23 protein-coding genes are annotated in these 24650 nt (G+C 60.1%); 12 read left to right on the top strand and 11 right to left on the bottom strand.

The window, feature by feature from the left end; genetic code table 11:
* Nucleotides 1-47 precede the first annotated feature (47 nt).
* On the bottom strand, nt 48-1049 hold the full coding sequence (locus KJS28_RS09555) for an ABC transporter substrate-binding protein (protein WP_213540717.1): 1002 nt from the start codon (nt 1047-1049) through the stop codon (nt 48-50).
* A gap of 485 nt (nt 1050-1534) precedes the next feature.
* On the opposite strand from KJS28_RS09555, the gene pyk reads away from it, so the two are divergent.
* Entirely contained in the window at nt 1535-3274 is a 1740-nt protein-coding gene (gene pyk / locus KJS28_RS09550; protein ID WP_213540716.1) for a pyruvate kinase, read from the top strand.
* 168 nt (nt 3275-3442) lie between these two features.
* Here the strand turns inward: pyk and KJS28_RS09545 are convergent, their stop codons facing one another.
* The 3 genes from KJS28_RS09545 to KJS28_RS09535 are packed head-to-tail and all read right to left on the bottom strand — an operon-like array spanning nt 3443 to nt 6893.
* Entirely contained in the window at nt 3443-5899 is a 2457-nt protein-coding gene (locus KJS28_RS09545) for an ATP-dependent Clp protease ATP-binding subunit (RefSeq protein WP_213540715.1), read from the bottom strand.
* Between the two features lie 56 nt (nt 5900-5955).
* On the bottom strand, nt 5956-6390 hold the full coding sequence (locus tag KJS28_RS09540; protein ID WP_021858938.1) for a UvrB/UvrC motif-containing protein: 435 nt from the start codon (nt 6388-6390) through the stop codon (nt 5956-5958).
* 53 nt (nt 6391-6443) lie between these two features.
* Nucleotides 6444-6893 carry a CtsR family transcriptional regulator gene (locus KJS28_RS09535; protein ID WP_213540714.1) on the bottom strand — a complete coding sequence of 150 codons (450 nt, stop codon included), beginning with the start codon at nt 6891-6893 and terminating at the stop codon, nt 6444-6446.
* A gap of 246 nt (nt 6894-7139) precedes the next feature.
* On the opposite strand from KJS28_RS09535, the gene KJS28_RS09530 reads away from it, so the two are divergent.
* Entirely contained in the window at nt 7140-7799 is a 660-nt protein-coding gene (locus KJS28_RS09530) for a helix-turn-helix domain-containing protein (protein WP_213540713.1), read from the top strand.
* Between the two features lie 31 nt (nt 7800-7830).
* Complete coding sequence (gene lepA, locus KJS28_RS09525) at nt 7831-9639, top strand: translation elongation factor 4 (RefSeq protein ID WP_213540712.1); 1809 nt, start codon at nt 7831-7833, stop codon at nt 9637-9639.
* On the opposite strand, the gene KJS28_RS09520 is transcribed toward lepA, so the two are convergent.
* Together KJS28_RS09520 and KJS28_RS09515 are read right to left on the bottom strand one after the other, a co-directional pair.
* On the bottom strand, nt 9620-10048 hold the full coding sequence (locus tag KJS28_RS09520; protein WP_213540711.1) for a hypothetical protein: 429 nt from the start codon (nt 10046-10048) through the stop codon (nt 9620-9622). The two genes, lepA and KJS28_RS09520, sit on opposite strands and share 20 nt — an antisense overlap.
* Before the next feature lie 8 nt (nt 10049-10056).
* Nucleotides 10057-10485, bottom strand: a complete 429-nt coding sequence (locus tag KJS28_RS09515) for a hypothetical protein (protein ID WP_213540711.1) — start codon at nt 10483-10485, stop codon at nt 10057-10059.
* A gap of 99 nt (nt 10486-10584) precedes the next feature.
* Between KJS28_RS09515 and KJS28_RS09510 the strand changes: the two genes are divergently transcribed.
* Both KJS28_RS09510 and recG read left to right on the top strand, forming a co-directional pair.
* A complete protein-coding gene (locus KJS28_RS09510) occupies nt 10585-11415 on the top strand; it encodes a magnesium transporter CorA family protein (RefSeq protein ID WP_213540710.1) in 831 nt (276 codons plus the stop codon).
* 12 nt (nt 11416-11427) lie between these two features.
* Entirely contained in the window at nt 11428-13479 is a 2052-nt protein-coding gene (gene recG / locus KJS28_RS09505) for an ATP-dependent DNA helicase RecG (protein ID WP_213540709.1), read from the top strand.
* Between the two features lie 175 nt (nt 13480-13654).
* Here recG and KJS28_RS09500 read toward each other — a convergent pair whose 3' ends face one another.
* From KJS28_RS09500 to KJS28_RS09480, 5 genes are all read right to left on the bottom strand, one after another.
* Complete coding sequence (locus KJS28_RS09500; protein WP_213540708.1) at nt 13655-13912, bottom strand: cytoplasmic protein; 258 nt, start codon at nt 13910-13912, stop codon at nt 13655-13657.
* A 33-nt stretch (nt 13913-13945) separates the two neighbouring features.
* A complete protein-coding gene (gene rsmI / locus KJS28_RS09495) occupies nt 13946-14776 on the bottom strand; it encodes a 16S rRNA (cytidine(1402)-2'-O)-methyltransferase (RefSeq protein WP_213540707.1) in 831 nt (276 codons plus the stop codon).
* Nucleotides 14773-15504, bottom strand: a complete 732-nt coding sequence (locus KJS28_RS09490) for a tRNA1(Val) (adenine(37)-N6)-methyltransferase (RefSeq protein ID WP_213540706.1) — start codon at nt 15502-15504, stop codon at nt 14773-14775. Before KJS28_RS09490 ends, rsmI begins: the two co-directional genes overlap by 4 nt.
* Before the next feature lie 179 nt (nt 15505-15683).
* Nucleotides 15684-15857 carry a 4Fe-4S ferredoxin gene (locus KJS28_RS09485; protein WP_021858743.1) on the bottom strand — a complete coding sequence of 58 codons (174 nt, stop codon included), beginning with the start codon at nt 15855-15857 and terminating at the stop codon, nt 15684-15686.
* Nucleotides 15858-16304: 447 nt separating this feature from the next.
* A complete protein-coding gene (locus KJS28_RS09480) occupies nt 16305-16559 on the bottom strand; it encodes a hypothetical protein (protein ID WP_213540705.1) in 255 nt (84 codons plus the stop codon).
* Nucleotides 16560-17865: 1306 nt separating this feature from the next.
* Here KJS28_RS09480 and KJS28_RS09475 point away from each other — a divergent pair.
* The 7 genes from KJS28_RS09475 to rplW all read left to right on the top strand — a co-directional run bounded on the left by KJS28_RS09475 (nt 17866) and on the right by rplW (nt 24643).
* Nucleotides 17866-18750: a LysR family transcriptional regulator gene (locus KJS28_RS09475; protein WP_213540704.1), complete on the top strand. Its 885-nt coding sequence runs from the start codon at nt 17866-17868 to the stop codon at nt 18748-18750.
* 133 nt (nt 18751-18883) lie between these two features.
* Entirely contained in the window at nt 18884-20461 is a 1578-nt protein-coding gene (locus KJS28_RS09470; protein WP_213540703.1) for an ATP-binding cassette domain-containing protein, read from the top strand.
* Between the two features lie 151 nt (nt 20462-20612).
* Complete coding sequence (proS, locus tag KJS28_RS09465; protein ID WP_213540702.1) at nt 20613-22052, top strand: proline--tRNA ligase; 1440 nt, start codon at nt 20613-20615, stop codon at nt 22050-22052.
* Nucleotides 22053-22480: 428 nt separating this feature from the next.
* Nucleotides 22481-22789 carry a 30S ribosomal protein S10 gene (gene rpsJ / locus KJS28_RS09460; RefSeq protein ID WP_213540701.1) on the top strand — a complete coding sequence of 103 codons (309 nt, stop codon included), beginning with the start codon at nt 22481-22483 and terminating at the stop codon, nt 22787-22789.
* Between the two features lie 197 nt (nt 22790-22986).
* Nucleotides 22987-23706: a 50S ribosomal protein L3 gene (gene rplC, locus KJS28_RS09455; RefSeq protein ID WP_021858733.1), complete on the top strand. Its 720-nt coding sequence runs from the start codon at nt 22987-22989 to the stop codon at nt 23704-23706.
* Between the two features lie 17 nt (nt 23707-23723).
* The gene (gene rplD, locus KJS28_RS09450) at nt 23724-24347 is read left to right on the top strand and encodes a 50S ribosomal protein L4 (protein WP_213540700.1); all 624 of its coding nucleotides are present in this window, start codon (nt 23724-23726) and stop codon (nt 24345-24347) included.
* Nucleotides 24347-24643: a 50S ribosomal protein L23 gene (gene rplW, locus KJS28_RS09445; protein WP_213540699.1), complete on the top strand. Its 297-nt coding sequence runs from the start codon at nt 24347-24349 to the stop codon at nt 24641-24643. Before rplD ends, rplW begins: the two co-directional genes overlap by 1 nt.
* The last annotated feature ends 7 nt before the right edge of the window (nt 24644-24650 follow it).

Below are 24650 nucleotides of genomic sequence, written 5' to 3'. Positions count from 1 at the left end.
ATTTATATTTCCTTCCTTTTCCGATTCCTGTTTTCTCAGGGAGTGCTTCAGCCCTCCAGAGCGGTGTAGCCCTCCGGCACGGTGATGCCCAGCTCCTGGCACATAGTGGGGTTGTAGAGCTTGGAGGCATTGGCGTATTCAATGGGCATCTGGGAGATATCCGCCTCGCCCTTGAGGATCTGAGCGGCCATTTCGCCGGTCTTGTAGCCCAGATCGTAGTAGCTGATGGAGAGGGTGGCAATGCCGCAGCCGGCGCAGATACCCTGCTCGCCGGCCACAACGGGGGTCTTGGCGGAGCGGACGATGCTGCCGATGGTCTCAGTGCAGGAGGCGGCGGTGTTGTCGGTGGGGATGTAGATGACGTCGCTGTCTGCGGCGGCCTTGGTGGTGACGGCGGCCACGTCATTGCTGTCGCTGAAGGAGTAGCGGGTGCAGGCGAGGCCCTTATTGGAGAGGTAGTCCTCCACCACCTTCACCTGATATTCGGAGTTGGGCTCGGCGGAGCAGTATAGCAGTCCCACAGTCTTGGCCTGCGGCACCAGCTCCAGGATCATGTCCGCCTGCTCCGTCAGGGGCGCCAGATCGGAGGTGCCGCTGATGTTGCCGCCCACGGTGCCGCTGAAGTCGGAGAGCCCCAGTGCCACGCCGTACTCCGTAACGGAGGTGCCGAGAATGGGAATGGAGGTGGTGGCGTTATAGGCTGCCTGCAGGGCCGGGGTGGCGTTGGCCATGATGAGGTCTACCTTCTTGTTGACGAAGGAGTTGACGATGGGGGTGCAGGTGGTGCTGTCGCCGGAGGCCACCTGCACGTCGATGTTGACGTGCTCACTTCCGAGAATGGTATTCAGGGCATCCACGAAGCCCTGTGTAGCGGCGTCCAGCGCATCGTGCTGGGTCAGCTGGCACACGCCCACCTGATAGACCTTGTCGGGATCGCTGCTGCCTCCGCCGGCGTTGTCGTCGGCTTTTTTACCGCAGCCGGTGAGGCATACCGCCGTCACCATCAGTCCCGCCAGCAGGGCGGCGCAAAGAGAACGTTTCTTTTTCATGACAAATTCCTCCTGAATCTGGATGTGGGAGATTCCTCCGGCCCGGACGGAAAATAAAATCGCCGCCCGGATATGTGATCCGAACGGCGTCTCTCGATACGGTTTGTTTTCAAAAGTAGAAAATCGGTATCAAGCACTTTTTCGCTGCTGGGCATCACAAATCGCTTTTACTTTTGCAAAATAAAAGTAAAAGTAGGAATATCCAAAATACAGATTTGCAGATGCGGCGAACTTCATACCCGATTTTGCTCCTTTCAAAAATCTTGTCTGTACTTTAGCACAGCAGACGACCATATGTCAATGCTTTTATTCACAAAATGCGGAATAAATTTTCATGTAGATATCGTCAAGAGAGCTAAAAATGCCGAAAAGTTTCCTTAAAGTATGCGCTGTCCCAACCCGGCAGCCTTGTTCCCGGCGGAAAAGTTTGGTAGAATAGGCCCGAAGAGAAACCGGAGCCACGGCCCCGGAGAGGAGGATATATCATGAGAAAGACAAAAATCGTCTGCACACTGGGCCCCGCCACCGACGGCGAGGGCGTGCTGCGGGAGATGATGCTGGCGGGCATGAACGTGGCCCGCTTCAACTTCTCCCACGGCACCCACCCGGAGCACAAGGCCCGGCTGGAGCAGGTGAAGGCCCTGCGGAAGGAGTTAGGCCTGCCGGTGGCGGCTATGCTGGATACCAAAGGCCCGGAGGTGCGGCTGAAGAACTTTGCCGGCGGCTCCGTGACCCTGCAGGAGGGGCAGGAGTTCACCCTGACGGTGGAGGACGTGGAGGGTGACGCCACCCGCTGCGCTGTTACCTACGCCGAGCTGCCGCAGGACGTCAAGGCCGGGGACACCATCCTGTTAGATGACGGTCTGGTTCGGCTGACGGTGCTCTCCACCACCGCCTCCGCCATCCGCTGCCGGGTGGAAAACGGCGGCGTCATGAAGGATCACAAGGGGGTCAACGTCCCCGGCGTGTCCCTGTCCATGCCCTATATGAGCCAGCAGGATCGTGAGGATATCCTCTTCGGCATGGAGGAGGGCTTTGACTTCATCGCTGCCAGCTTTGTCCGCTCCGCCGCCGACGTGCGGGAGCTCCGCAAGCTGCTGGAGAGCCGCAAGTCCCGCATCCGCATCATCGCCAAGATCGAGAATCAGGAGGGCATCAATAACCTGACGGAGATCCTGGCGGCGGCGGACGGCATCATGGTGGCACGGGGCGACATGGGCGTGGAGATCGACTTCACGGAGATCCCCGCCATCCAGAAGAATATGATCGCCCAGTGCGTGGCCGCCGGGAAGCCGGTAATTACTGCCACCCAGATGCTGGACTCCATGATCGAGAACCCCCGGCCCACCCGTGCCGAGATCACCGACGTGGCCAACGCCATCTACGACGGCACCAGCGCCATCATGCTCTCCGGCGAGACGGCGGCGGGCCGGTATCCGGTGGAGGCGGTGCGGACCATGGATGCCATCGCCCGGAAAACCGAATCCCACATCGACGATGCCAAGCTGCTGGGGCTGCGGTGCCGCAACCGCATGAACATCACCGCCGCCACGGCTCATGCCGCCTGCACCACCGCCAAGGACATTGGCGCCGATGCCATCCTGACGGTGAGTCAGGCGGGTATCACCGCCCAGATGGTCAGCTCCTTCCGTCCGGAGACCACGGTGGTGGCCCTGCTGCTGGAGGAGCAGGTGCAGCGCCAGATGGCCCTGTATTGGGGCGTGGAGCCCATCACCATGCCCCGTGCCGAGAACACCGACGAGCTGGTGGAACTGGCGGTGCAGTCGGCAGAGAAGGCGGGCCTCATCCGCCACGGCGATCTGGTGGTCATCACCGCCGGTGTGCCGGTGGGCATCTCCGGCACCACCAACATGATCCGTATCCAGCAGGTGGGCGGGTCGCTGCTGAATGCAGTGGGCATAGGCAGCCGGACGGCCTCCGGCCCGCTGTGCGTGTGCCGCAGCGTGGAGGAGGTGGCGGAGAAGTTCCACGCCGGCGACGTGCTGGTGGTGCCATATACCACCAATGAACTGCTGCCGTATCTGCGGGATGCCGCCGCCATCATCTGCGAGGAGGGCAGCACGGAGTGCCACGCCGCCACGGTGGGCCTGCTGCTGAGCAAGCCCGTGCTGGTGGGAGCGGGCGATGCCACCCGCCGTCTGGAGGACGGCGTCCGGGTGTCGGTGGATTGCGCCCGTGGCGTGGTGCAGACCATGCCCCAGTAAGAGAGAAAAATCAAGAGGGGAGCAAGCCTTCGCTTGCTCCCCTCTTTGCATCTCACCTGTCTCCGCCGCCACAGCCGGTAAGTGCCGGTGCCTGTATGAAAAAAGGGGCCGCAGGCAAATGCCTGCGGCCCCTTGGCCTGACTGCAAGACCTCCGGGCCTTGCGGTTTTTACTTCTCGATGACCACCTTGCCGTCCTTCAGGCACACATGAGCGGTGTCGCCGGACTGGAGCTTGCCCTCCAGCATCTGCTCGGCCACTGCATCCTCCACCTCCGTCTGGAGGGTGCGGCGCAGGGGACGGGCGCCGTAGCGGGCGTCAAAGCCGTCCTTGGCCAGTGCGGCCACGGCGTCGTCGTCGGCCTGCAGGGTGATGCCCTGCTGGGCCATGCGGCCGCCGATGATGTCCAGCATCCGGCGGGCGATGCTGCGGATGTTCTCCTCCGTCAGCTGGCGGAACACGATGATCTCGTCGATACGGTTCAGGAACTCCGGCCGGAAGGTCTGGCGCAGCTCCGTCATAACGGCCTCCCGGATACGGGCGAAGCGCTGGGCCTCGTCCTTCTGGGCGTCGGGATCGCTGCCGTCAAAGCCCAGCGGCTTCTCGGCGGCGGTGATGTTCTTGGCGCCCACGTTGGAGGTCATGACGATGATGGTGTTCTTGAAGTCCACCCGGCGGCCCTGAGAGTCGGTGACGATACCGTCCTCCAGGATCTGCAGCAGAATGTTCCACACATCGGGGTGGGCCTTCTCGATCTCATCGAACAGCACCACGGAGTAGGGGTGACGGCGCACCTTTTCGGTGAGCTGACCGCCCTCCTCGTGACCCACATAGCCGGGAGGCGAGCCCACCAGCCGGGACACCGTGTGCTTCTCCATGTATTCGGACATATCGATCCGGATCATGGCGTTCTCATCCCCGAACATGGACTCGGCCAGCGTCTTGCACAGCTCCGTCTTGCCCACGCCGGTGGGGCCGAGGAACAGGAAGGAGCCGATGGGCCGCTTGGGGTCCTTCAGACCTACACGGCTGCGGCGGATGGCCTTGGCCACGGCGGCCACAGCCTCGTCCTGACCCACCACCCGCTGATGCAGAGTCTCCTCCAGCTTCAGCAGGCGCTGGCTCTCGTCCTCGGTGAGACGGGTGACGGGGATACCGGTCCAACCGGCTACCACCTTGGCGATGTCGTCCTCGGTGACGGTGCCGCGGCTCACGGACATCTGCTTATGCCACTTATCCCGCTCGATCTCCACCTGCTCCTGATAATTCTTCTCGATATCCCGCAGCTGAGCGGCCTTCTCGAAGTCCTGAGCGGCGACAGCCTCCTCCTTCTCCCGGTGCAGGGCGGCGATCTTCTCCTCCAGATCCTTCAGATCGGGGGAGGCGGATTCGGCGGCCATACGCACCTGACTGGCGGCCTCGTCCATCAGATCGATGGCCTTATCCGGCAGGAACCGGTCGTTGATGTACCGGCGGGACAGCGCCACGGCGGCCTCCAGCGCCCCATCGGTGATGGTCAGACGGTGGTGAGCCTCGTACTTATCCCGCAGTCCCTTCAGGATCTCCAGCGTAGCCTCCGGGGAGGGTTCTCCCACGGTGACGGGCTGGAACCGGCGCTCCAGAGCGGCGTCCTTCTCGATGTACTTGCGGTACTCGTTGAGGGTGGTGGCGCCCACCACACGGATCTCGCCGCGGGACAGAGCGGGCTTGAGAATGTTGGCGGCGTCCACGGCACCCTCGGCGGAGCCGGCGCCCACGATGGTGTGCAGCTCGTCGATGAAGAGGATGACATTGCCGGCCTTCTTCACCTCATCGATGGCGTTCTTGATGCGCTCTTCAAACTCGCCCCGGTACTTGGTGCCAGCCACCATGCCGGACAGATCCAGCGACAGGACCCGCTTGTCCAGCAGTTCCTCCGGCACGTCGGCGGCGGCGATGCGCTGGGCCAGACCCTCTGCGATGGCGGTCTTGCCTACGCCGGGCTCACCGATGAGCACGGGGTTATTCTTGGTGCGGCGGGACAGGATCTGGATGACCCGCTGGATCTCCTTTTCACGGCCAATGACGGGGTCCAGCTTGCCGCTGCGGGCCGCCTCCGTCAGGTCACGGGTATACTCCTCCAGAGCGCCCTTCTTGCCGCCCTCCTGTGCGGGGGCGGAAGCGCTGCCGGACACGGCGGCGGTGCGGGGCGCCTCATTGAGCTTCTTCACCACGGCGCTGTACAGCTTCTTGGGGTCGATGCCCACGGTGCGGAGGATGCGCAGGGCCATGTTGTTGCCCTCCCGCAGCAGCCCCATCAGCAGATGCTCGGTGCCGATGTAGCCGGCGCCGGTGCGGGCGGCCTCGGAAACGGCCAACTCCACGGCGCTCTTGGCACGGGGCGTCAGCCCCTGAGAGGGTGCGGCGCCGGAGACGCCGGTGCCTACGCTGCGGTGCAGGATGTCGCAGACCATCTCGTCGGTGAGTCCGTTCTCCTCCAGCACACGGTGGGCAATGCCCTCCTCCTCCCGCAGCAGGCCCAGCAGCAGGTGCTCGGAGCCCACATAGCCATGTCCCATATCCTCAGCGGCCTCCTGGGCCAGACGCAGAGCCTCCTCTGCACGAGGGGTGAATTTATTTTCCATCATAAAGAAACACTTCCTTTCAAAAGGTGTGGTGATCTACCAAAATTATTGCCGGGGCATTATTGCTGAGGCAGTGCCTTCAGCTGATCCCGCAGTCTGGCGGCGGACTCGAAGTCCTCGGCCTCTACGGCGTGACGCAGCTGCGTCTGCAGGGCGTTGCGCTGGCGCTGCAGGGAGAAGCGCTCCTGCTCCGCCTTGTCCACCAGCGCATCCTCCGGGGCTTCCGCCACGGCCTGTTGGGCCTGCCGGGTCACATCCACCGGCTCCGGGAACTCCGTCAGCAGGCGATTGCCAAACCCGCCCAGCAGCGGCTCGAAGAGCCGGAAGGGATGGGAAAAGAAGTCGTCGCCGAAGAAGCTGTCCGGCTGCATCCGCTGCACATAGCCCAGCTTCCGGGCGCAGTCGGCGCACAGGTGCGTCTCCGTGACCCGTCCGTTGATACTGCTCTTATAGTAGTAAGTCGCTTCATTTCTTCCGCAATTCTGACATTTCATAATGATTTCCTCCTTATCGAAAAATCAAACCGGTCAACTGTACCGATCCGACGCTATACCAGATGGATGAGGGCCTGCTTCAGCAGGTCGGCCCGCAGGACGCTGCGCTGATCCTTGGGAACGGATCGCAGAGCGGTGTCCGACAAAAGGCTCACCAGCAGCTTTCCCGTCTGGGCGGGGATGGCCTCCGACTGCACCAGATTGGAGAGGATGGCTCTGGCGCTGGCCGGATCGATCTCCGACCCGATGGAGTTGATGACGTGCATCATCAGCGTTTGCCGGTCCACATGGACACGGGTGATGCGGATGTAGCCGCCGCCGCCCCGCCGGGATTCCACGATGTAGCCGTGCTCCGGAGAGAACCGGGTGGACATGACATAGTTGATTTGGCTGGGTACGCACCCAAATCGCTGGGCCAGATCCCCCCGCTGCATCTCCAAAACACCGCCTGCATCGTCCAGCGCCTCCTGAATGAACCCGGCGATCATATCTGTGATTCCCATATCGTTCCCCTCCTGATTTTGATATTGCCTTTCCTTGACCTTTGCCCATAGTATACCACGCCGGTAGGAAATGTCAATAGGCTATTTGACCTTTTTTGATATTTATTCTGTAAACAATTTGTGAATGGGATGGGGCGGTAAACTCCACAAAAGTTTGCCGCCCCGGCGAGATTTTTATTTACATCGGGTAATAAAGAAGATATAATTTACTGAACGTATAAACAGAAAGAGAACGGGTGAGAGAGAATGGCGACTGATTTTTCCCGCACATTGAGCCTGCTGCGGCAGGAGAAGGGCGTCTCCCAGCGGAAGGCGGCCGGGGAGCTGGGCATCAGCCAGGCCCTGCTAAGCCACTATGAAAACGGCATCCGGGAGCCGGGCCTTGCCTTTGTGGTGAAGGCCTGCACCTACTACCACGTGTCGGCGGATTTCCTGCTGGGCCGCACTCTGAACCGGGACGGCTCCATCATCGAGGCGGAGGACGTGTACGACTCCAGCGGCGAGAAGGGCAGCCTCCGGGGCAGTATTCTGGCGACTCTGCAAAAAAAGCTGGTGGTGAACACCACCGGGGTCCTCTTTGAACTGCTGGGCAAGACCGGGGACCGGGAGGCCATCACCGCCGCCGGGGACTATCTGGGCGACGCCCTGTATCAGCTGCTGCGGCAGCTGTACCGGCAGGGCGGCGGCAACGAGGATCTGTTCGCCGTGGCCCCCTCGGTCTTTGACGGCGGACTGGTGGCGGCGGATATGCAGCTATGCGCCCTGCGCTACCGGCAAGCGCTGGCCGCTCAGGAGGGGATGCCGGAGCTGACGCCGGAGAGCCTGACGGGCCAGCCCGGCGTGGGCCAGAGCGCAGCGCAGGTGTTCCACAGCGTGGACGAGCGCTGCAAGTCCTACCAGCATTAAGAAACCAACGACCTAAGGAGGCCTTTTCCATATGTTTGACCAATCCCATATCAGAAACTTTTCCATCATTGCCCACATCGACCACGGCAAATCCACGCTGGCAGACCGCCTGCTGGAGCTGTGCAACGCCGTACCGGCACGGGAGATGGAGAACCAGATCCTCGACAACATGGACTTGGAGCGGGAGCGTGGCATCACCATCAAGTCCCGTGCCGTCCACCTGTTTTACACGGCGCAGGACGGGGAGACCTACGCCCTGAACCTCATCGACACGCCGGGCCATGTGGACTTCAACTACGAGGTGTCCCGGTCTCTGGCGGCCTGCGAGGGCGCCGTGCTGGTGGTGGACGCCACGCAGGGCGTGGAGGCACAGACGCTGGCCAATACCTATCTGGCCATGGAGCACGATCTGGAGATCCTGCCGGTGTTCAACAAGATCGACCTGCCCGCCGCCGACCCCATGAAGGCCAAGCAGGAGGTGGAGGACATCATCGGCCTGCCGGCCATGGACGCCCCGGAGATCTCCGCCAAGCAGGGGATCAACATTCAGGCGGTGCTGGAGGATATCGTGCAAAATATCCCGGCCCCCAGCGGCGACCCCAAGGCCCCCCTGCAGGCGCTGGTATTCGACAGCCAGTATGACCCCTATGTGGGCGTGGTGGTGTACTTCCGGGTGAAGCAGGGGACCCTCCGCAAGGGCCAGACCATCCGCATGATGGCTACCGGCGCCGAGTATACCATTCTGGAGTGCGGCTACCTGAAGCCGCTGGGCAATGAGCCTACCGATGCCCTGCAGGCCGGTGAGGTGGGCTACTTCACCGCCAGCATCAAAAACGTCAAGGATACGCAGGTGGGCGACACCATCACCGGGGTGGAGGACCCCGCCGGTCAGCCCCTGCCGGGCTACCGCCCCGCCCAATCCATGGTCTACTGCGGCATCTACACCGAGGATGGCAGCAAGTACCCGGATCTGCGGGATGCGCTGGAGAAGCTTCAGCTCAACGACGCCTCCCTGACCTTCGAGCCGGAGAGCTCCGTGGCGCTGGGCTTCGGCTTCCGCTGCGGCTTTTTGGGGATGCTCCACATGGAGATCATTCAGGAACGGCTGGAGCGGGAGTTCAATCTGGACCTTGTGACCACCCTCCCCAGCGTCATCTACCACGTCTATAAGTCCGACGGCACCATGGTGAAGGTGGATAACCCCCACAACTACCCGGACCCCGGCACCATCGAGCACGCCGAGGAGCCCTATGTGAAGGTCTCCATCATTGCCCCCAATGAGTTCGTGGGCAACATCATGCCCATGTGTCAGGAGCGCCGGGGCGAGTTCAAGGATATGCAGTATCTGGATACCCATCTGGTGGAGCTGCACTACCAGATGCCCCTCAACGAGATCATCTACGACTTTTTCGATACCCTGAAGGCCAACACCAAGGGCTACGCCTCGCTGGACTATGAGCTCTCCGGCTACCGCACCAGCGATCTGGTGAAGGTAGACCTGCTCCTGAATGGCGACGGCGTGGACGCCCTCAGCTTCATCGCCCACCGGGATAAGGCCTATCCCCGCGCCCGGCGGCTGTGCGAAAAGCTGAAGGAGAATATCCCCCGCCAGCTGTTTGAGGTGCCTATTCAGGCGGCCATCGGCGGGCGCATCATCGCCCGTGAAACGGTGAAGGCCATGCGTAAGGACGTGCTGGCCAAGTGCTACGGCGGCGATATCACTCGTAAAAAGAAGCTGCTGGAAAAGCAGAAGGAAGGCAAGAAGAAGATGCGGAATCTGGGAACCGTACAGGTTCCCACCGAGGCCTTCATGGCCGTCCTCAAGCTGGACAGCGATTGATTCTTTTTGCCTTCCCGCCGCAAGTGCGGCGTCCAAGCGTTTTGCCGCAGGCAAAACCTTGAAATGGGCGGAATTCATTTCCAGCCATTTGAATCTGATCCGGGGACCCCACAAAAGCTTGCTTTTGTGGGGAGCAGGCAAGAAGATGCGGAACCTGGGAACCGTACAGGTTCCCACCGAGGCCTTCATGGCCGTCCTCAAGCTGGACAGCGATTGATTCTTTTTGCCTTCCCGCCGCAAGTGCGGCGTCCAAGCGTTTTGCCGCAGGCAAAACCTTGAAATGGGCGGAATTCATTTCCGGCCATTTGAATCTGATCCGGGGACCCCACAAAAGCTTGCTTTTGTGGGGAGCAGGCAAGAAGAAGATGCGGAATCTGGGAACCGTACAGGTTCCCACCGAGGCCTTCATGGCCGTCCTCAAGCTGGACAGCGATTGATTCTTTTTGCCTTCCCGCCGCAAGTGCGGCGTCCAAGCGTTTTGCCGCAGGCAAAACCTTGAAATGGGCGGAATTCATTTCCAGCCATTTGAATCTGATCCGGGGACCCCACAAAAGCTTGCTTTTGTGGGGAGCAGGCAAGAAGATGCGGAACCTGGGAACCGTACAGGTTCCCACCGAGGCCTTCATGGCCGTCCTCAAGCTGGACAGCGATTGATTCTTTTTGCCTTCCCGCCGCAAGTGCGGCGTCCAAGCGTTTTGCCGCAGGCAAAACCTTGAAATGGGCGGAATTCATTTCCGGCCATTTGAATCTGATCCGGGGACCCCACAAAAGCTTGCTTTTGTGGGGAGCAGGCAAGAAGAAGATGCGGAATCTGGGAACCGTACAGGTTCCCACCGAGGCCTTCATGGCCGTCCTCAAGCTGGACAGCGATTGATACACCCTCATCGCCCAAATGGCTCTGCGCCATTTGGGCGAACCCATCTCACATTCGGGAAGGTACATGATATGAGCGAATTATATGAGCTGCTGACCTTTGAAGCCTTTGGCCAGCGCTATCCGGAGCTGACCTCCCGGCACCAGATCCTGCCGGGACGGGGCATATTCTGCAAGGCGGAGCGGCTCCAGAGCGGCGTCATCGGGACCTACGCCATGCCTCAGCGCATGGCCCCCACCGGCGAAAAGCACTTCTTCGGCTACTATCTGACGGAGAAAAAACTGCTGCTGGTGGAAAAGGGCGGTTTTTTGCAGGGCCTGCTGCCGGGCCTTCCGGGGGAGACCCCGGCTCAGCTGCTGTCGGAGCTGCTGGCCCGGCTGACGGCGGAGGACATGGAAAGCCTCCAGCACTACGAGGAGCGCCTGACGGCATTGGAGGAAGTTCTGCTGGCGCAACAGGCGGAGGATTTCGACAAGAAGCTGTTCCGCATCCGCCGGGAGCTGTCGGTGCTGGCGGGCTACTATGCCCAGCTGGACGACCTCTATGCCGTGCTGGCCGATGCCATCCCGGACGCAGAGGAGCACGTCCAGCGGCTGCTGGAGCATCTCTCCGGCAAGGCCCAGCGGCTGCTGACCATGACGGAGCAGGAGAAGGAGTATTCCCTCCAGCTGCGGGAGATGCACCAGACGCAGGTGGATATGCGGCAGAACCAGATCATGAAGATCCTCACCATTGTCACCACAGTGTTTCTGCCGCTGTCCCTCATTGCCGGATGGTACGGCATGAACTTCCAAAATATGCCGGAGCTGACGGCGGAGCACGGCTATCTGGTGATCTGCATCGTCAGCGTGGTATGCGTGCTGGTGGAGCTGTGGATCTTCAAACGGAAAAAATGGTTTTAAGGAGGCGGCCCTATGGCGGAGCTATCCACCAACGTGCGGTATATCAAGGGCATCGGAGAGACACGGGCCAAGGCTCTGGAGAAGCTGGGCATCACCACCCTGCGTGACCTCATCAGCTATTTCCCCCGCACCTACGAGGATCGGACACTGACCCGCCCCATCCGTGACCTGACGGAGGGGGAGAATGTCTGCGTCCGGGCCATGATCGCCGCCGACCCCACCGCCCACCGCATCCCCGGCGGCCGCCCCATCGTCCGCACCCGTGCCGTGGACGAGACGGGAACGCTGGATGTGGTATTTTTCAATCAGGAGTACCGGAAAAACAGCCTCCACCGGGGGGAGATCTACATCTTCTACGGCAAGGTGGAGGGCCAGCGCCGTCATCAGATGGTGAACCCTCTGCTGGAGCCGGAGGGCCGCCAGCACCTGACAGGGCGCATCATGCCCATCTACTCCCTGACGGCAGGCATCAGCCAGCTGATGCTGACTCAGGCGGTGCGGCAGGGACTGGACGCCTGCCGGGAGCTGCTGCCGGACGTACTGCCGGATGAGGTGCGGCGGGAGCACCGCCTGTGCTACATCAACTATGCTTACGAAAACGTCCACTTCCCCGACTCGCCGGAGGCGCTGACCCAAGCCCGGCGCCGTCTGGCTTTCGAGGAGCTGTTCCTGCTGACCTGTGGCCTCCGGCTGCTGCGGAGCCGCCGGGAGGACGTGTTCGGCCCGGTGTGCCGCAAGGTCTCCATGGATCTCTTTTATAACGCCCTGCCCTTCACTCTGACGGACGCCCAGCGCCGTGCCGTGGAGGATACCATAGGTGACATGACCGCCGGTCGCCCCATGAACCGCCTGTGTCAGGGGGATGTGGGCAGCGGCAAGACCATGGTGGCGGCGGCCTGCATCTGGTTCGCCGCCCAGAGCGGGTGGCAGTCGGCCCTGATGGCCCCTACGGAGATCCTGGCCCGGCAGCATTTTGAAACGCTGTCGCCCCTGATGGCCCGGCTGGGCCTGACCTGCGCCCTGCTCACAGGCTCTACCCGTTCCAAGGAGCGGCGGGAAACACTGGCGGGACTGGCCGGAGGCACCATCGACCTGTGCATTGGCACCCACGCCTTACTGACGGGGGACGTGCAGTACGGACGGCTGGGGCTGGTGGTGACGGACGAGCAGCACCGCTTCGGCGTCAACCAGCGGGCGGCCCTGAGCCAGAAGGCGGAGGCTCCCCATATGCTGGTGCTGTCGGCCACACCCATTCCCCGGACGCTGGCGTTGGTGATCTACGGTGATCTGGATGTGTCGGTCATCGACCAGCTGCCGCCGGGACGGCAGAAGGTGGATACCTTCGCCTTGGGGGAGAGCTACCGCCCACGGGTCAACGCCTTCCTGCGCAAGCAGGTGCAGGAGGGGCATCAGGTGTTCATCGTCTGCCCGCTGGTGGGGGACGGTGATACCCTCCCCGACGAGCGGAAGGCCGTCACGGCCTACGCCAAAAAGCTGCAGGAGGAGACCTTCCCGGACCTGCGGGTATCGGTGCTCCACGGCAAGATGAAGCCTAAGGAAAAGGAGAAGGTCATGGAGACCTTTGCCGCCGGGGAGAGCGATATTCTGGTGTCCACCACCGTGGTGGAGGTGGGCGTGGACGTCCCCAACGCCACCTGTATGGTGGTGGAGAACGCCGAGCGCTTCGGCCTGTCCCAGCTGCACCAGCTGCGTGGCCGGGTGGGCCGTGGTCAGGCCAAGAGCTACTGCATCCTGCTGTCGGAGCATCCCAGTGAGGAGACCCGGCGGCGGCTGAAGGTCATGACCCGCACCAACAACGGCTTTGAAATTTCTCAGGAGGACCTGCACCTGCGTGGCCCCGGCGACTTCTTCGGCCAGCGCCAGCACGGCCTGCCTACCCTGAAAATTGCGGATCTGGCCTGCGATATGCAGCTGCTGGAGGAGGCCCAGTCCGCCGCCAGAGCGCTGCTGTGCCGGGACGAGGATCTCTCCCGGCCGGAGCACCGCCCCCTGCTGGAGCGTGTCCGGGAGCTGTTCCACGATACCGCCGACTCCATGAACTGATGAGAATAAATGAGGAAGAGGGAGGAGCTAAAAAGGCTCTTCCCTCTTCCTGCCATTTGCTGCACCCAAATGCTGCACGAAAACCACCGCCCTGAAAATAGCTGTCTCCCACGGACAGCTTTTCAGGACAGGATGACCGCATAGAAAATTTTCCATATGTTGGTATTGCGATCTCTCAAAACCAATATTGGCGCATCTGCTCCAGAAATTCTCTGGTGATGGGATACCCGCTATGCTCCCCGATGACGGAATCTATGCCGCAATACGGGCAGATCGCCGTACCGCCCACGTCCTCGATCCAATTTCTGATCTCCTTGGGGGCGAAAATTTTCAGACAATAAAAGCAGCCGCATTTCCTGTCCTGTAACAGCCGCTTCCGGTGGCCGGTGGAAAAATCGTGCGCCTTTATATAGTCGATGGTATAGTCGATCATATGTACCTCCGGCATCCGCTGAAAGGCCCTGCCTCACTCCTCCTGCAGTGCCGCCTGATACAGCTCGTTGCGGGAGAGACCTGTGTCCTCCGCCACCCGGCGGACGGCGTCCTTCATCCGCTGGCCCTGCTGCCGCAGGCTCTGCACCATGGCCACGCCCTCCGCCAGCGTCAGGGCCGGGGCCTCCTGCCGGGGGGCTCCCGCCACCACCAGCACGTATTCCCCCCGTGGCTCCTTCTCCCGGTACAGCGCCACAGCGCCGGACAGGGTGGTGCGGATGGTCTCCTCGTGGAGTTTGGTCAGCTCTCGACACAGAGCCACCGGCCGATCTCCCAGCAGCTCCAGCATATCCGCCAGCGTGGGCCGCAGCTTGTGGGGAGCCTCGTGGAACACCATGGTGCGCTGCTCCGCCGCCAGCCGGGTCAGGGCCTCCCGCCGCTCCTTTTTGTTGGCAGAGAGGAATCCCTCAAAGGTGAAACGCCCGGTAGGCAGCCCCGACACCGCCAGAGCGCACACGGCGGCGCAGCAGCCGGGGATGGCCTGCACCGTGACGCCGTTTTCCCCGCACAGCCGCACCAGATCCTCGCCGGGATCGCTGATGGCAGGGGTCCCGGCGTCCGTCACCAGCGCACACGTCTCTCCGGCCAGCAGCCGGGCCAGAATGGCCTGCCCGGCGGCGGCCCGGTTGTGCTCGTGGTAGCTGACCAGCGGCTTTTTGATGTCGAAATGGTTCAGCAGCTTCATGGACACACGGGTGTCCTCGGTGGCGATGAAGTCTGCCTCCTGCAAGGTCTGCACCCCACGGGGGGACAGATCCCCCAGATTGCCGATGGGGGTGGCCACCAGATATAATGTTCCGCTCATAGCGCTTGCTCCTCCTCACGAAAATAGGCACGGCGATGCTCCGCCGTCTCCCGGCCGTCGGGGCCGTAGAGCAGCAGTGTTGGCTCTGCCCGCAGCCCCGGCTTCCCGCCCCGACGACATTCCAGCAGCACCAGACCGGGAGCCCCGACGGCATCGTGCTGCACCAGCCGCAGCCGCTTAGGCTCCAGCCCGAAGCGGCGGGCCGTCTCCATCAGCTCCGCCAGCCGCTCTGTGGGGAACACCACGCAGAAGCGCCCGCCCCACCGCAGCAGCCAACCGGCGGCCCGGCACACATCCTCCAATGTACACGTTATCTCCGACCGGGCGGTGCCACGTGTCTCCTGCGGGGAGACACGCCCCGTCTCCGGCGGGAAGTAGGGGGGATTGGATACCACCAGATCGAACCCGCCCGCCGGGGGCAGGTCCTCCCGCCGCCGCAGGTCTCCCTGTTGGCACAGCAGCCGCTCCTGCCAGCTGCTGCGCTGGGCGGTGCGCCGGGCCAGACGGCAGGCGTCCTCCCGCAGCTCCAGCCCGGTGACGGTGAGGGACGGCTCCCGTGTCAGCAGCAGCGCCCCCAGCAGACCCGTCCCGGCCCCCAGATCACAGACCTGCTCCCCACGCCGCAGGACGGGGAAGCTCCCCAACAGAAAGGTATCCGTGGAGGGGCGGAACAGACCGTCATCCCAGTAAAAGCCCTGATCGCCCCGCAGCCGGTCCCAGTGCTCCATGTGTACCCCTCCTTTTCTCTGGGCAGAGATACTTATGATATTCTCCACCATCCGCAAAATGGCAGCCGGTATCCTGCCGGAATCATTGATAGTATTGTACCACGGGGAGCGCCTCCGGCGCAAGACGGCAAAAAAACACCGGAGCAGATGCTCCGGTGTTTTTCGTCCTTGCTATGTAATTATTCAGCAGGGCTGATAGCGCCATTGGGGCAGGTATCGCTGCAAGTACCGCAGTCCAGGCAGGAGTTAGCGTCGATCACGTAATGATCGTCACCCTGAGAAATGGCACCAACAGGACATACGTCTGCGCAAGCACCGCAGCTGACGCAGCCGGAACCGATCTGATAAGCCATGGGAAGCACCTCCATTAAGATTTGTACTGTTATTGTATCATGAAAATGAAAAAAAGCAACCCCTTCCCCTATGGAAAATTTTGTTTTGCCGATTTTTGCGACGATCAGGCGAAATTGGACAAAAAACGGACAGAAACAGGACAGCATCTGGACAGAAAAAATGCCCGAAAACGGGGCAGCCGGACAAGGCTTTTGTCCAGGAGAGACTGCAAAAAATGCCGGGAGACATTTTCTCCGACCCCGGTACATAGAATGGAGGGTATGGAAACAGAGAGGAGTGGAGCCCATGGAGCGAAAGCCCGATATCGACGATCTGATCTTCGGGGACGAGCGCCCGATAAGTCAGCGCTGAAAATGGAAAAACAGGACGCCCTGTATCGGCGTCCTGTTTTTATCATTTAGCGGTGAGGAGGTAACTCATGCCGCTCCAGAGGGTGAAATAAAGGGTTACAGCTGTACCCGATTCTCCTTGGTCCAGGTGGTGAGACCCAGACGGGGATACCGATGACGCAGGGCCTTGATCTCCTCCGTGCTGCCGCCCATGAGGGAGATGCGATCGACCTTGGCCAGATCGGCGGCGGGCATCGTGTGGTTGGAGGTGGCCCCGCAGGCCTCGCAGTGGTAGTACTTACCATCCGCCATCAGAGAGATCTGGCTGCTGCCGCAGACGGCGCAGCGATTCATTTTCGTAACCAGTGCCATATTCAAACAACTCCTTTCTCTTACTGTCTATACTTTACCACAGGAAATGCAATTTGTAAAACGCATCATTTTCATCTGAAACATGAGAGTTTTTCATACATTAAACATTGTATACAATCTGAATCCACGGGCAGAGGCAGACCGTTGGCGAAACAATACAAAAGGCGAAAAGAGCGCTCAAAAGGGAGGTTTTCGGAAACTGCATACCTACCTGAGAGGGGACGGGGAGGGGGCAACTGCAAGTATAGCGGGACGAGGGCAACTGCAAGTATAGCGGGACGAGGGCAGCTGTAAGTATAGCGGGACGAGGGCAACTGTAAGTATAGCGGGGCGAGGGACGGAACATAGCTGGCGAAAGAAGAGCGGGGCCGTTGGGAGTATGGAGGGGGGAGAGCCGGGGGGATCGGCGGACCTGCGCAGGAAGAAACGATGGAAGCAGCGGTGCTGGGGCAGGAAATATGTGGAAAAAATAACTGGATGTGGTGAGGGAGCGGTATACAGGCAAAGGGTGAATATAAGAGGATGATATGCGGTAAAAATGTATATCACCGGCAGATAGACAGGAGAATATACAAAAGAGTGCATACAAAAAGTGCGTCGCTGCGTGACCATTCGCAGCGACGCACTTTTTGACCCGGACGGCATGAAGAAGGAAAAGAAAGAATCTGCCGTCCTCGACCCACTCAACGGCTGGGGAACATGGTCCGCCGCAACCACATGGCAGACAGGATCATCCAACCGGAGGACTTCCGATCCGGTGTTGTATGATCGTCCTCTTTACGGTACACGCAGAGATATGTACCGAAAGCCCTCTGAGATGGTCTTAGTATACCACAGGAGACGGCGGACGTAAAACGAATGATTCTCATAAAAAGCATGAGAGAATTTCATAGATGAGGGAAAATACCGCCTGCCCTTCATGGGCAGGCGGCAGAGGTGATAAAGGTTCAGCCGTGGGGGGTAAATCAGCAGGGGAGACAGAATGATACATCGCAGGCAGAGCGGGCCCGGTAACTGCGTTGTCAGTGGGATCAGCGGATCGCTGCACGCACAGCCAGCGCCACAACGATTTCAAGAACGAATAATCCAGCCAACATCCAGTCCAAAAGCATAACCAGATCCTCCTTCAAAAAGTTTTAGAGCCGAGGTTCCTTGGAAACGGTTGGCCAACCTGCTTTCTTAAGGTAACTATAGAATATCATGATCTGGAAAATAAGTAAAGCGAATGAATTTTATCATTCTTATGAAGAAAAGTTTGCATACGGGGGGCGGGATGTGGTATGCTGGGGAGCAAGGAGGCGAGGAAATGGACTTGACCAAATATCAGGTATTTCTGAAAACCGTGGAGTGCGGCAGCTTTACGGCGGCCGCCCAGCAGCTGAGCTTCACCCAATCCGGCGTCAGTCACGCCATCAGTGGGCTGGAGGAGGAACTGGGGGTAACGCTGCTGAGCCGCAGCCGGGGGGGCGTGACCCTGACGGCGGACGGTTGGGCGCTGATGCCTTATATTCAGGAGATCTGCCGCCAGCAACGGAGCATCGAGGAACGGGCCAAGGATCTGCAGGGACTGGAGACCGGCGTGGTGCGGGTGGCGGTGTTCACCAGCGTGTCGGTGCAGTGGATGCCCTACATCCTGAAAAGCTTTCGGAAGCAGTATCCCAACATTGAATTTGAGCTGCTGCCCTCCAACTACAACACGGAGATCGCCCGGTGGATCCAGGACGGCACGGCGGACTGCGGCTTTCTGGTGCTGCCCACGGAGGCGAATCTGGACTGCTGGCTATTGCAGCGGGACCAGTGGAAGGCCATTGTGCCGTGGGATCATCCGCTGGCGGGGCGGGAGCCGTTTCCGCCGGAGGCACTGACCCAGTATCCCTTCATTCTGCTGGAGGAGGGAGACGACTACGAAATTCAGGAGGTGCTGGACACGCTGGGAGTGCAGCCCAATGTGCAGTACCGGGTGCAGCAGGATCAGGTGATTTTGGCCATGGTGTCCTGCGGGCTGGGCATCAGCATCATGGAGGAGCTGATGCTGGACCGGAACGAATACCCGGTGGTGGCCTGCTCCTTCGCCAAGCCCTTTTACCGGAACATCGGCATCTGCGTCAAGGACAAGCGGGCCATCTCCCGCTCCACCTACCGTTTTGTGGAGCACGTGCGGCGGTGGGTGCTGGAGAAGTACAGCGGATGAGCCATACGGCAGCCGGCGACAGGGCGGGGATACACCATATATATAATAGATGCCCGGATTTTTTGACAGGGCGGGGAGGCGAGGCTTGCTGCCGGAGCCAGAACCGTAACTCATCAGAATAGGAGGCGAAACCATGGTTTTTATTGTCGTGATCTCATCGGTACTTTTGGCCGTTTGCACCTCATTGAAGCCGATCTATCTCCAAAATGCCATTGATGCGGTGGATGTGGGGGCAGGCGGCGCACTTACCATGTTTCTGTGCTATGTGGCCAGCATCCTGGGCATCCTGCTGTTTGAGACGGCCCGGCAGCTCAGCACGGGGAAATATCGGAACAGCAGACTGTTCAGCCTCAAGCGGAAGGTCATGGCGCATATTGTCTATATGCCGCCCCGGAAGTTCCGGGAGGAGCAGGGGCAGAACTATGTCACCACACTGAACAATGAGATCGAGATGCTGGTGGACAGCTATTATGTCACCCGCTTGGAATTGGCCTACAGCATCCTGGTGCTGATCACCTGTGTGATCGCATTGCTGTACATCAACGGCTATCTGGCCATCATTATCATCGTTTCCACCGTGTGTCCCATTGTGGCCTCCGCCGTGCAGGGGAAGGCGCTGGAAAAACGGACCAATTTCTATACGATGGCCCTGGAAAAGCTCAATGTCATGATCGGCAATCTGATCCACGGGTACCCCATCATCAAGGTAAACCACATAGAGAGGGAATACCTGCAAACGCTGGAACAGGATAACGAGAAAGCCGCCCACGCAGAGTTTGCCAAGGCGAAAACAAAAATCCGGGTGAATATGATCATCGGCCTGCTGTCCTATATCGGCGAGGTCGTGATGGTGGGATTCAGCATTTACGAGATCTCCAAGGGACGGCTGTCCGTGGGCGCTTTGGTGGGTGCGCTGCAATTATCGGAAATGCTGGTGATCCCCACCAACAGCATTTCCTATCAGATATCGGAAATGCGGAGCGTCACCGGTATTCGCCAGAAGATCCGGCAGCTGCTGTCTGTTCCTGACAGCGCTGCGGCGTTGACAGCAGCTCCCACGATCGAGTACATGGAACTTGACAATGTGTCCTTCCGACATGAGGAAAAGGTCATTCTTTCCCATGCGAATTATCGGTTCGAGGCGGGGAAGAAATACCTGATTTTAGGCGAAAACGGAAGCGGCAAGAGCACGCTGTTCAAGCTGCTGACCGGGCTGGAAACAGAGTATGAGGGGTGTATCTCGGTGAACGGAACGGATATCCGCCGGCTGTGGCCCGCTCTTTATGACCAGATCGGCGTCGTGCTTCAGGACGCGTTTATCTTTGACGATACGTTTCTCCAGAATGTCACGCTTTATCGCCCTGCATTGCGGGAACGGGCCGTATCGGCGATGCATTCTCTGGGAATGGACGCCTTTCTTGCGTCCCATGATCTGGACCAGGTATTCCAGAACACGAAGGGCAATCTATCCGGTGGGGAGCGGCAAAAGCTGGCGCTGGCCCGGGTGCTGGCCGAGAATAAGCGTGTCATCTTCCTGGACGAAGCCACTGCCAATATGGACAAGGGCAGCAGCCAGAAAATTTTGTCCCAGCTGCTCCGGACGGACGGCTTGACCGTCATCAGCATCGAACACAAGGTGAGCCCGGAGATCCTGCCGCTGTATGATACGATCCTTGAATTGAGGGATACTCACTTGGAAGAAAGGGCATAGGGCGATCCGGCTGCCGGGAGATGAAGGCGGAGATGCGCTTTTACCGGCGGGGTGGAGAGGCAGGCCTTGACAAGCGGGCGTCCGGCAGATACAATAAAAGTTCAGGAGCGATCCGTGAAAAACGATAACAATATAAAGGATTGAGAGAATTATGGCAAAAGATCAGAGAAACGTGGAAGCCATCACCCCCATGGAGGTGGACTTCGCCAAGTGGTACACCGACATCTGCCTGAAGGCGGAGCTGGTGGACTACGCCTCCGTGAAGGGCTTCATGATCCTGCGGCCCTACGGCTACGCCATCTGGGAGAACATCCAGCGCATCATGGACGGGATGTTCAAAAAGACCGGACACGTCAACGTGGCGATGCCGGTGCTGATCCCGGAGAGCCTGCTGAAGAAGGAGGGCGAGCTGGTGGAGGGCTTCGCCCCGGAGGTGGCGTGGGTCACCATGGGCGGCAGTGAGAAGCTGGAGGAACGGCTGGCCTTCCGACCCACCTCAGAGACCATGTTCTGCGACCACTGGCACAATGTATTGCAGAGCTACCGGGAGCTGCCCATGCTCTACAACCAGTGGTGCTCCGTCATCCGCTGGGAAAAGACCACCCGGCCCTTCCTGCGCTCCAGGGAGTTCTGGTGGCAGGAGGGCCACACCATCCATGAGACGGCGGAGGAGGCCATTGCCGAGACGGAGCAGCAGCTGAACTGCTACGCCGACTTCTGCCGGGATGCGCTGGCCATGCCGGTGGTGAAGGGTCGCAAGACCGACAAGGAGAAGTTTGCCGGGGCTGAGGCCACCTACACCATCGAGGCCATGATGAAGGACCACAAGGCCCTGCAGTCCGGCACCAGCCACTATTTCGGGGACAAGTTCTCCCGTGCCTACGACGTGACCTTCACCGGCCGGGACAACAAGCTGCAGTATCCCTTCCAGACCAGTTGGGGCAGCACCACCCGCCTCATCGGCGCCTGCATCATGACCCACTCCGACAACAACGGTCTGGTGCTGCCGCCGGCCATTGCCCCCATTCAGGTGGTGGTGGTGCCGGTGGCCCAGCACAAGCCCGGCGTGCTGGACGCTGCGGCGGCTCTGCGGGACCGTCTGACGGCGCTGGAGCTGCGGGTGAAGATGGATGACAGCGAGCAGTCCCCCGGCTGGAAGTACGCCCAGTATGAGATGAAGGGCGTGCCGCTGCGGGTGGAGATCGGCCCCAAGGACATGGAGAAGCAGCAGTGCTGCATCGCCCGGCGTGACACCGGCGAAAAGGTGTTCGTGCCGCTGACGGAGCTGGAGGCTACCGTGCAGGCCCTGCTGAAGGAGGTACATGACAACCTCTACGCCATGGCGGAGAAGAATCTGGAGGACAACACCTTCGACTTCACCACATGGGAGGAAGTGAAGGAGATGGCCCAGGGCAAGGGCGGCTTTGCCCGCACCAAGTGGTGCGGCAGCCTGGAGTGCGAGCTGGCCATGAAGGAGAAGGCCGGCGTGTCCAGCCGCTGTATGCCCCTGAAGCAGTCCGGCACCGTGGGCAAATGCCCGGTGTGCGGCAAGGAATGCACCACCGATATCTACTGGGGCGTGGCGTATTGATGCCGGGAAATGCCTTGTCTTGCCCCGGTTTTATGGACGGGGGCGAGGTTTGGCGGGCTCCACAAAAAATATTGAAAAATTTCATGAAAAAAGCGGAAAATCCCCTTGACAAAAGGGGATTTTTCCTTTAATATAGCAAGGTACGTGCGCTGAGGGTGCTGCACACCCGGAGGCGTGTACAAATGCGATGAACCGGGAGATTGCTCCGAGAGGAGGTAACTTCCGGGGAGTATGTCCGATCATCGGGCGGCTGAGAAGTTTCTGCACGTCAGCGTAGATCGCTGCGCCAGAAGGACACCGGCCGGATTTTGCGCCGGTGTTTCTTATGAGCCGGAATGATACGCACGGAACGGCGTATAAGAACTCTCACCGTACGGCAGTTGGTCACGCAATCAAAAACCGTACGAAATAATGGAGGAACGAACCAAATGGCAAAAGAAATGATCCGCATTCGTCTGAAGGCCTATGACCATCAGGTCATCGACCAGAGCGCAGAGAAGATCGTCGAGACCGCCAAGCGCACCGGCGCTGCTGTCTCCGGCCCCATCCCTCTGCCCACCAAGAAAGAGATCGTCACCATCCTGCGCGCTACCCACAAGTATAAGGATAGCCGTGAGCAGTTTGAGCGCCGCACCCACAAGCGCCTGATCGACATCACCAACTCCACCCCCAAGACCGTGGAGGCTCTGATGGCTCTGGATCTGCCCGCCGGTGTGGAGATCGAGATCAAGCTGTAAGTACCTTTATATATAGGTACACGCTGTGGAAAACCACGGCACCCGGTGCAATGGGCACCGGAACAAATGAATTTGCTTGCTACCCGACCGTCGGCTGACTTGCGTGAGGCCGGCGGGGGTTACGTCGGCAGAGCAAGCGATCTGTACCCAATGCAGATTGAACTATGCCGACCAATAACCTTTAAGGAGGATCATACATGAAAGCAATCATCGGCAAGAAGGTTGGCATGTCTCAGATCTTCGACGAAAACGGCAAGGTCATCCCCGTCACCGTCATCGAGGCGGGTCCCTGCACCGTCGTCCAGAAGAAAACTTCCGATAAGGAAGGCTATGAGGCTGTTCAGCTGGGCTATGAGGACATTCCTGAGCGGAAGCTGTCTAAGCCCGAAATGGGCCACCTGAACAAGGCTGGCGTGGCCCCCAAGAAGTACCTGCGTGAGTTCAACCTGGATAACGCCGCCGAACTGAACGTCGGCGACATCGTCAAGGCTGACACCTTCAAAGAGGGCGACTTTGTGGACGTGACCGGCACCAGCAAGGGCCACGGCTATCAGGGCGTCATCAAGCGCTGGGGCGCACAGCGCACTCCCACCAGCCACGGCGGCGGCCCTGTCCATCGTCACGCTGGTTCCATGGGCTCCACCACCGATCCCTCCCGTATCTTCAAGGGCAAGATCGGCGCAGGTCAGATGGGTGTTGACCAGGTCACCATCCAGAATCTGGACATCGTCAAGGTGGACGCAGATCTGAACCTCATCGCCGTCCGGGGCGCCGTTCCCGGTCCTAAGGGCGGTCTGGTCCTCATCAAGAGCACCGTTAAGACCCATCGTGTCAAGCACGCTGACAGCGGCATCAGCAACAACCCGCAGAAGGCTTCCGGTCGTAATCCCCAGAAGGCTTCCGCCCGTAATAAGTAAGGAAAGGAGTGCTTGTAATGTCTACCATCAACGTTTTGAACATGGCCGGCGAGACCGTCGGTACCGTGGAGCTGTGCGACGGCATTTTTGGCATCGAGCCCAATCAGGCTGTTGTGCATGAAGTGGTCAAGAACCACCTGGCGAATTGCCGTCAGGGCACGCAGAGCGCTCTGACCCGTGCCGAGGTCTCCGGCGGCGGCAAGAAGCCCTGGCGTCAGAAGGGTACCGGCCACGCCCGTCAGGGCAGCACCCGTGCTCCCCAGTGGACCCACGGCGGCATCGTGTTTGCTCCCAAGCCCCGCAGCTACTCTTACGTTCTGAATAAGAAGGTCAAGAGACTGGCTATGAAGTCCGCTCTGTCCGCCAAGGCGGCCGCAGGCGAGATCATCGTTGTCGATTCCATCAAGCTCGACAGCATCAAGACCAAGGACTTCCGTGCGTTCCTGAACGCCGTCAAGGCCGACGGCAAGTCCCTGGTGGTCACTCCCGCCAAGGACGAGATCGTCGTCAAGAGCGCCCGCAATATCCCCGGCGTCGAGACCACCATGGCCAACCTGATGAACGTCTACGACATTCTCAAGGCCAAGTATCTGGTCCTCGATAAGGAAGCCCTCGCAGTAATCGAGGAGGTGTTTGCGTAATGGCTAACGTTTACGACATCATTATTCGTCCCATCATCACCGAGCGCTCCATGGAGGCCACCGGCACCAAGAAGTACGTCTTTGAAGTGGCTCCCACCGCCGGTAAGATCGAGATCAAGAACGCCGTGGAGCAGATCTTCGGCGTGAAGGTGGCCAAGGTCAACACCATCAACTATGATGGCAAAGCCAAGCGCCTGGGCGCTGCCCGTCCCGGCCGCCGCAAGAGCTGGAAGAAAGCTTACGTCCAGCTGACCCAGGACTCCAAGACCATCGAGTTCTTCGAGGGTATGGTGTAAGAAAGGA

It is taken from the genome of Vescimonas coprocola, assembly GCF_018408575.1.
GTDB classification, from domain to species: Bacteria; Bacillota; Clostridia; order Oscillospirales; family Oscillospiraceae; genus Vescimonas; species Vescimonas coprocola.
This window is presented reverse-complemented; position numbering and strand designations above follow the sequence as displayed.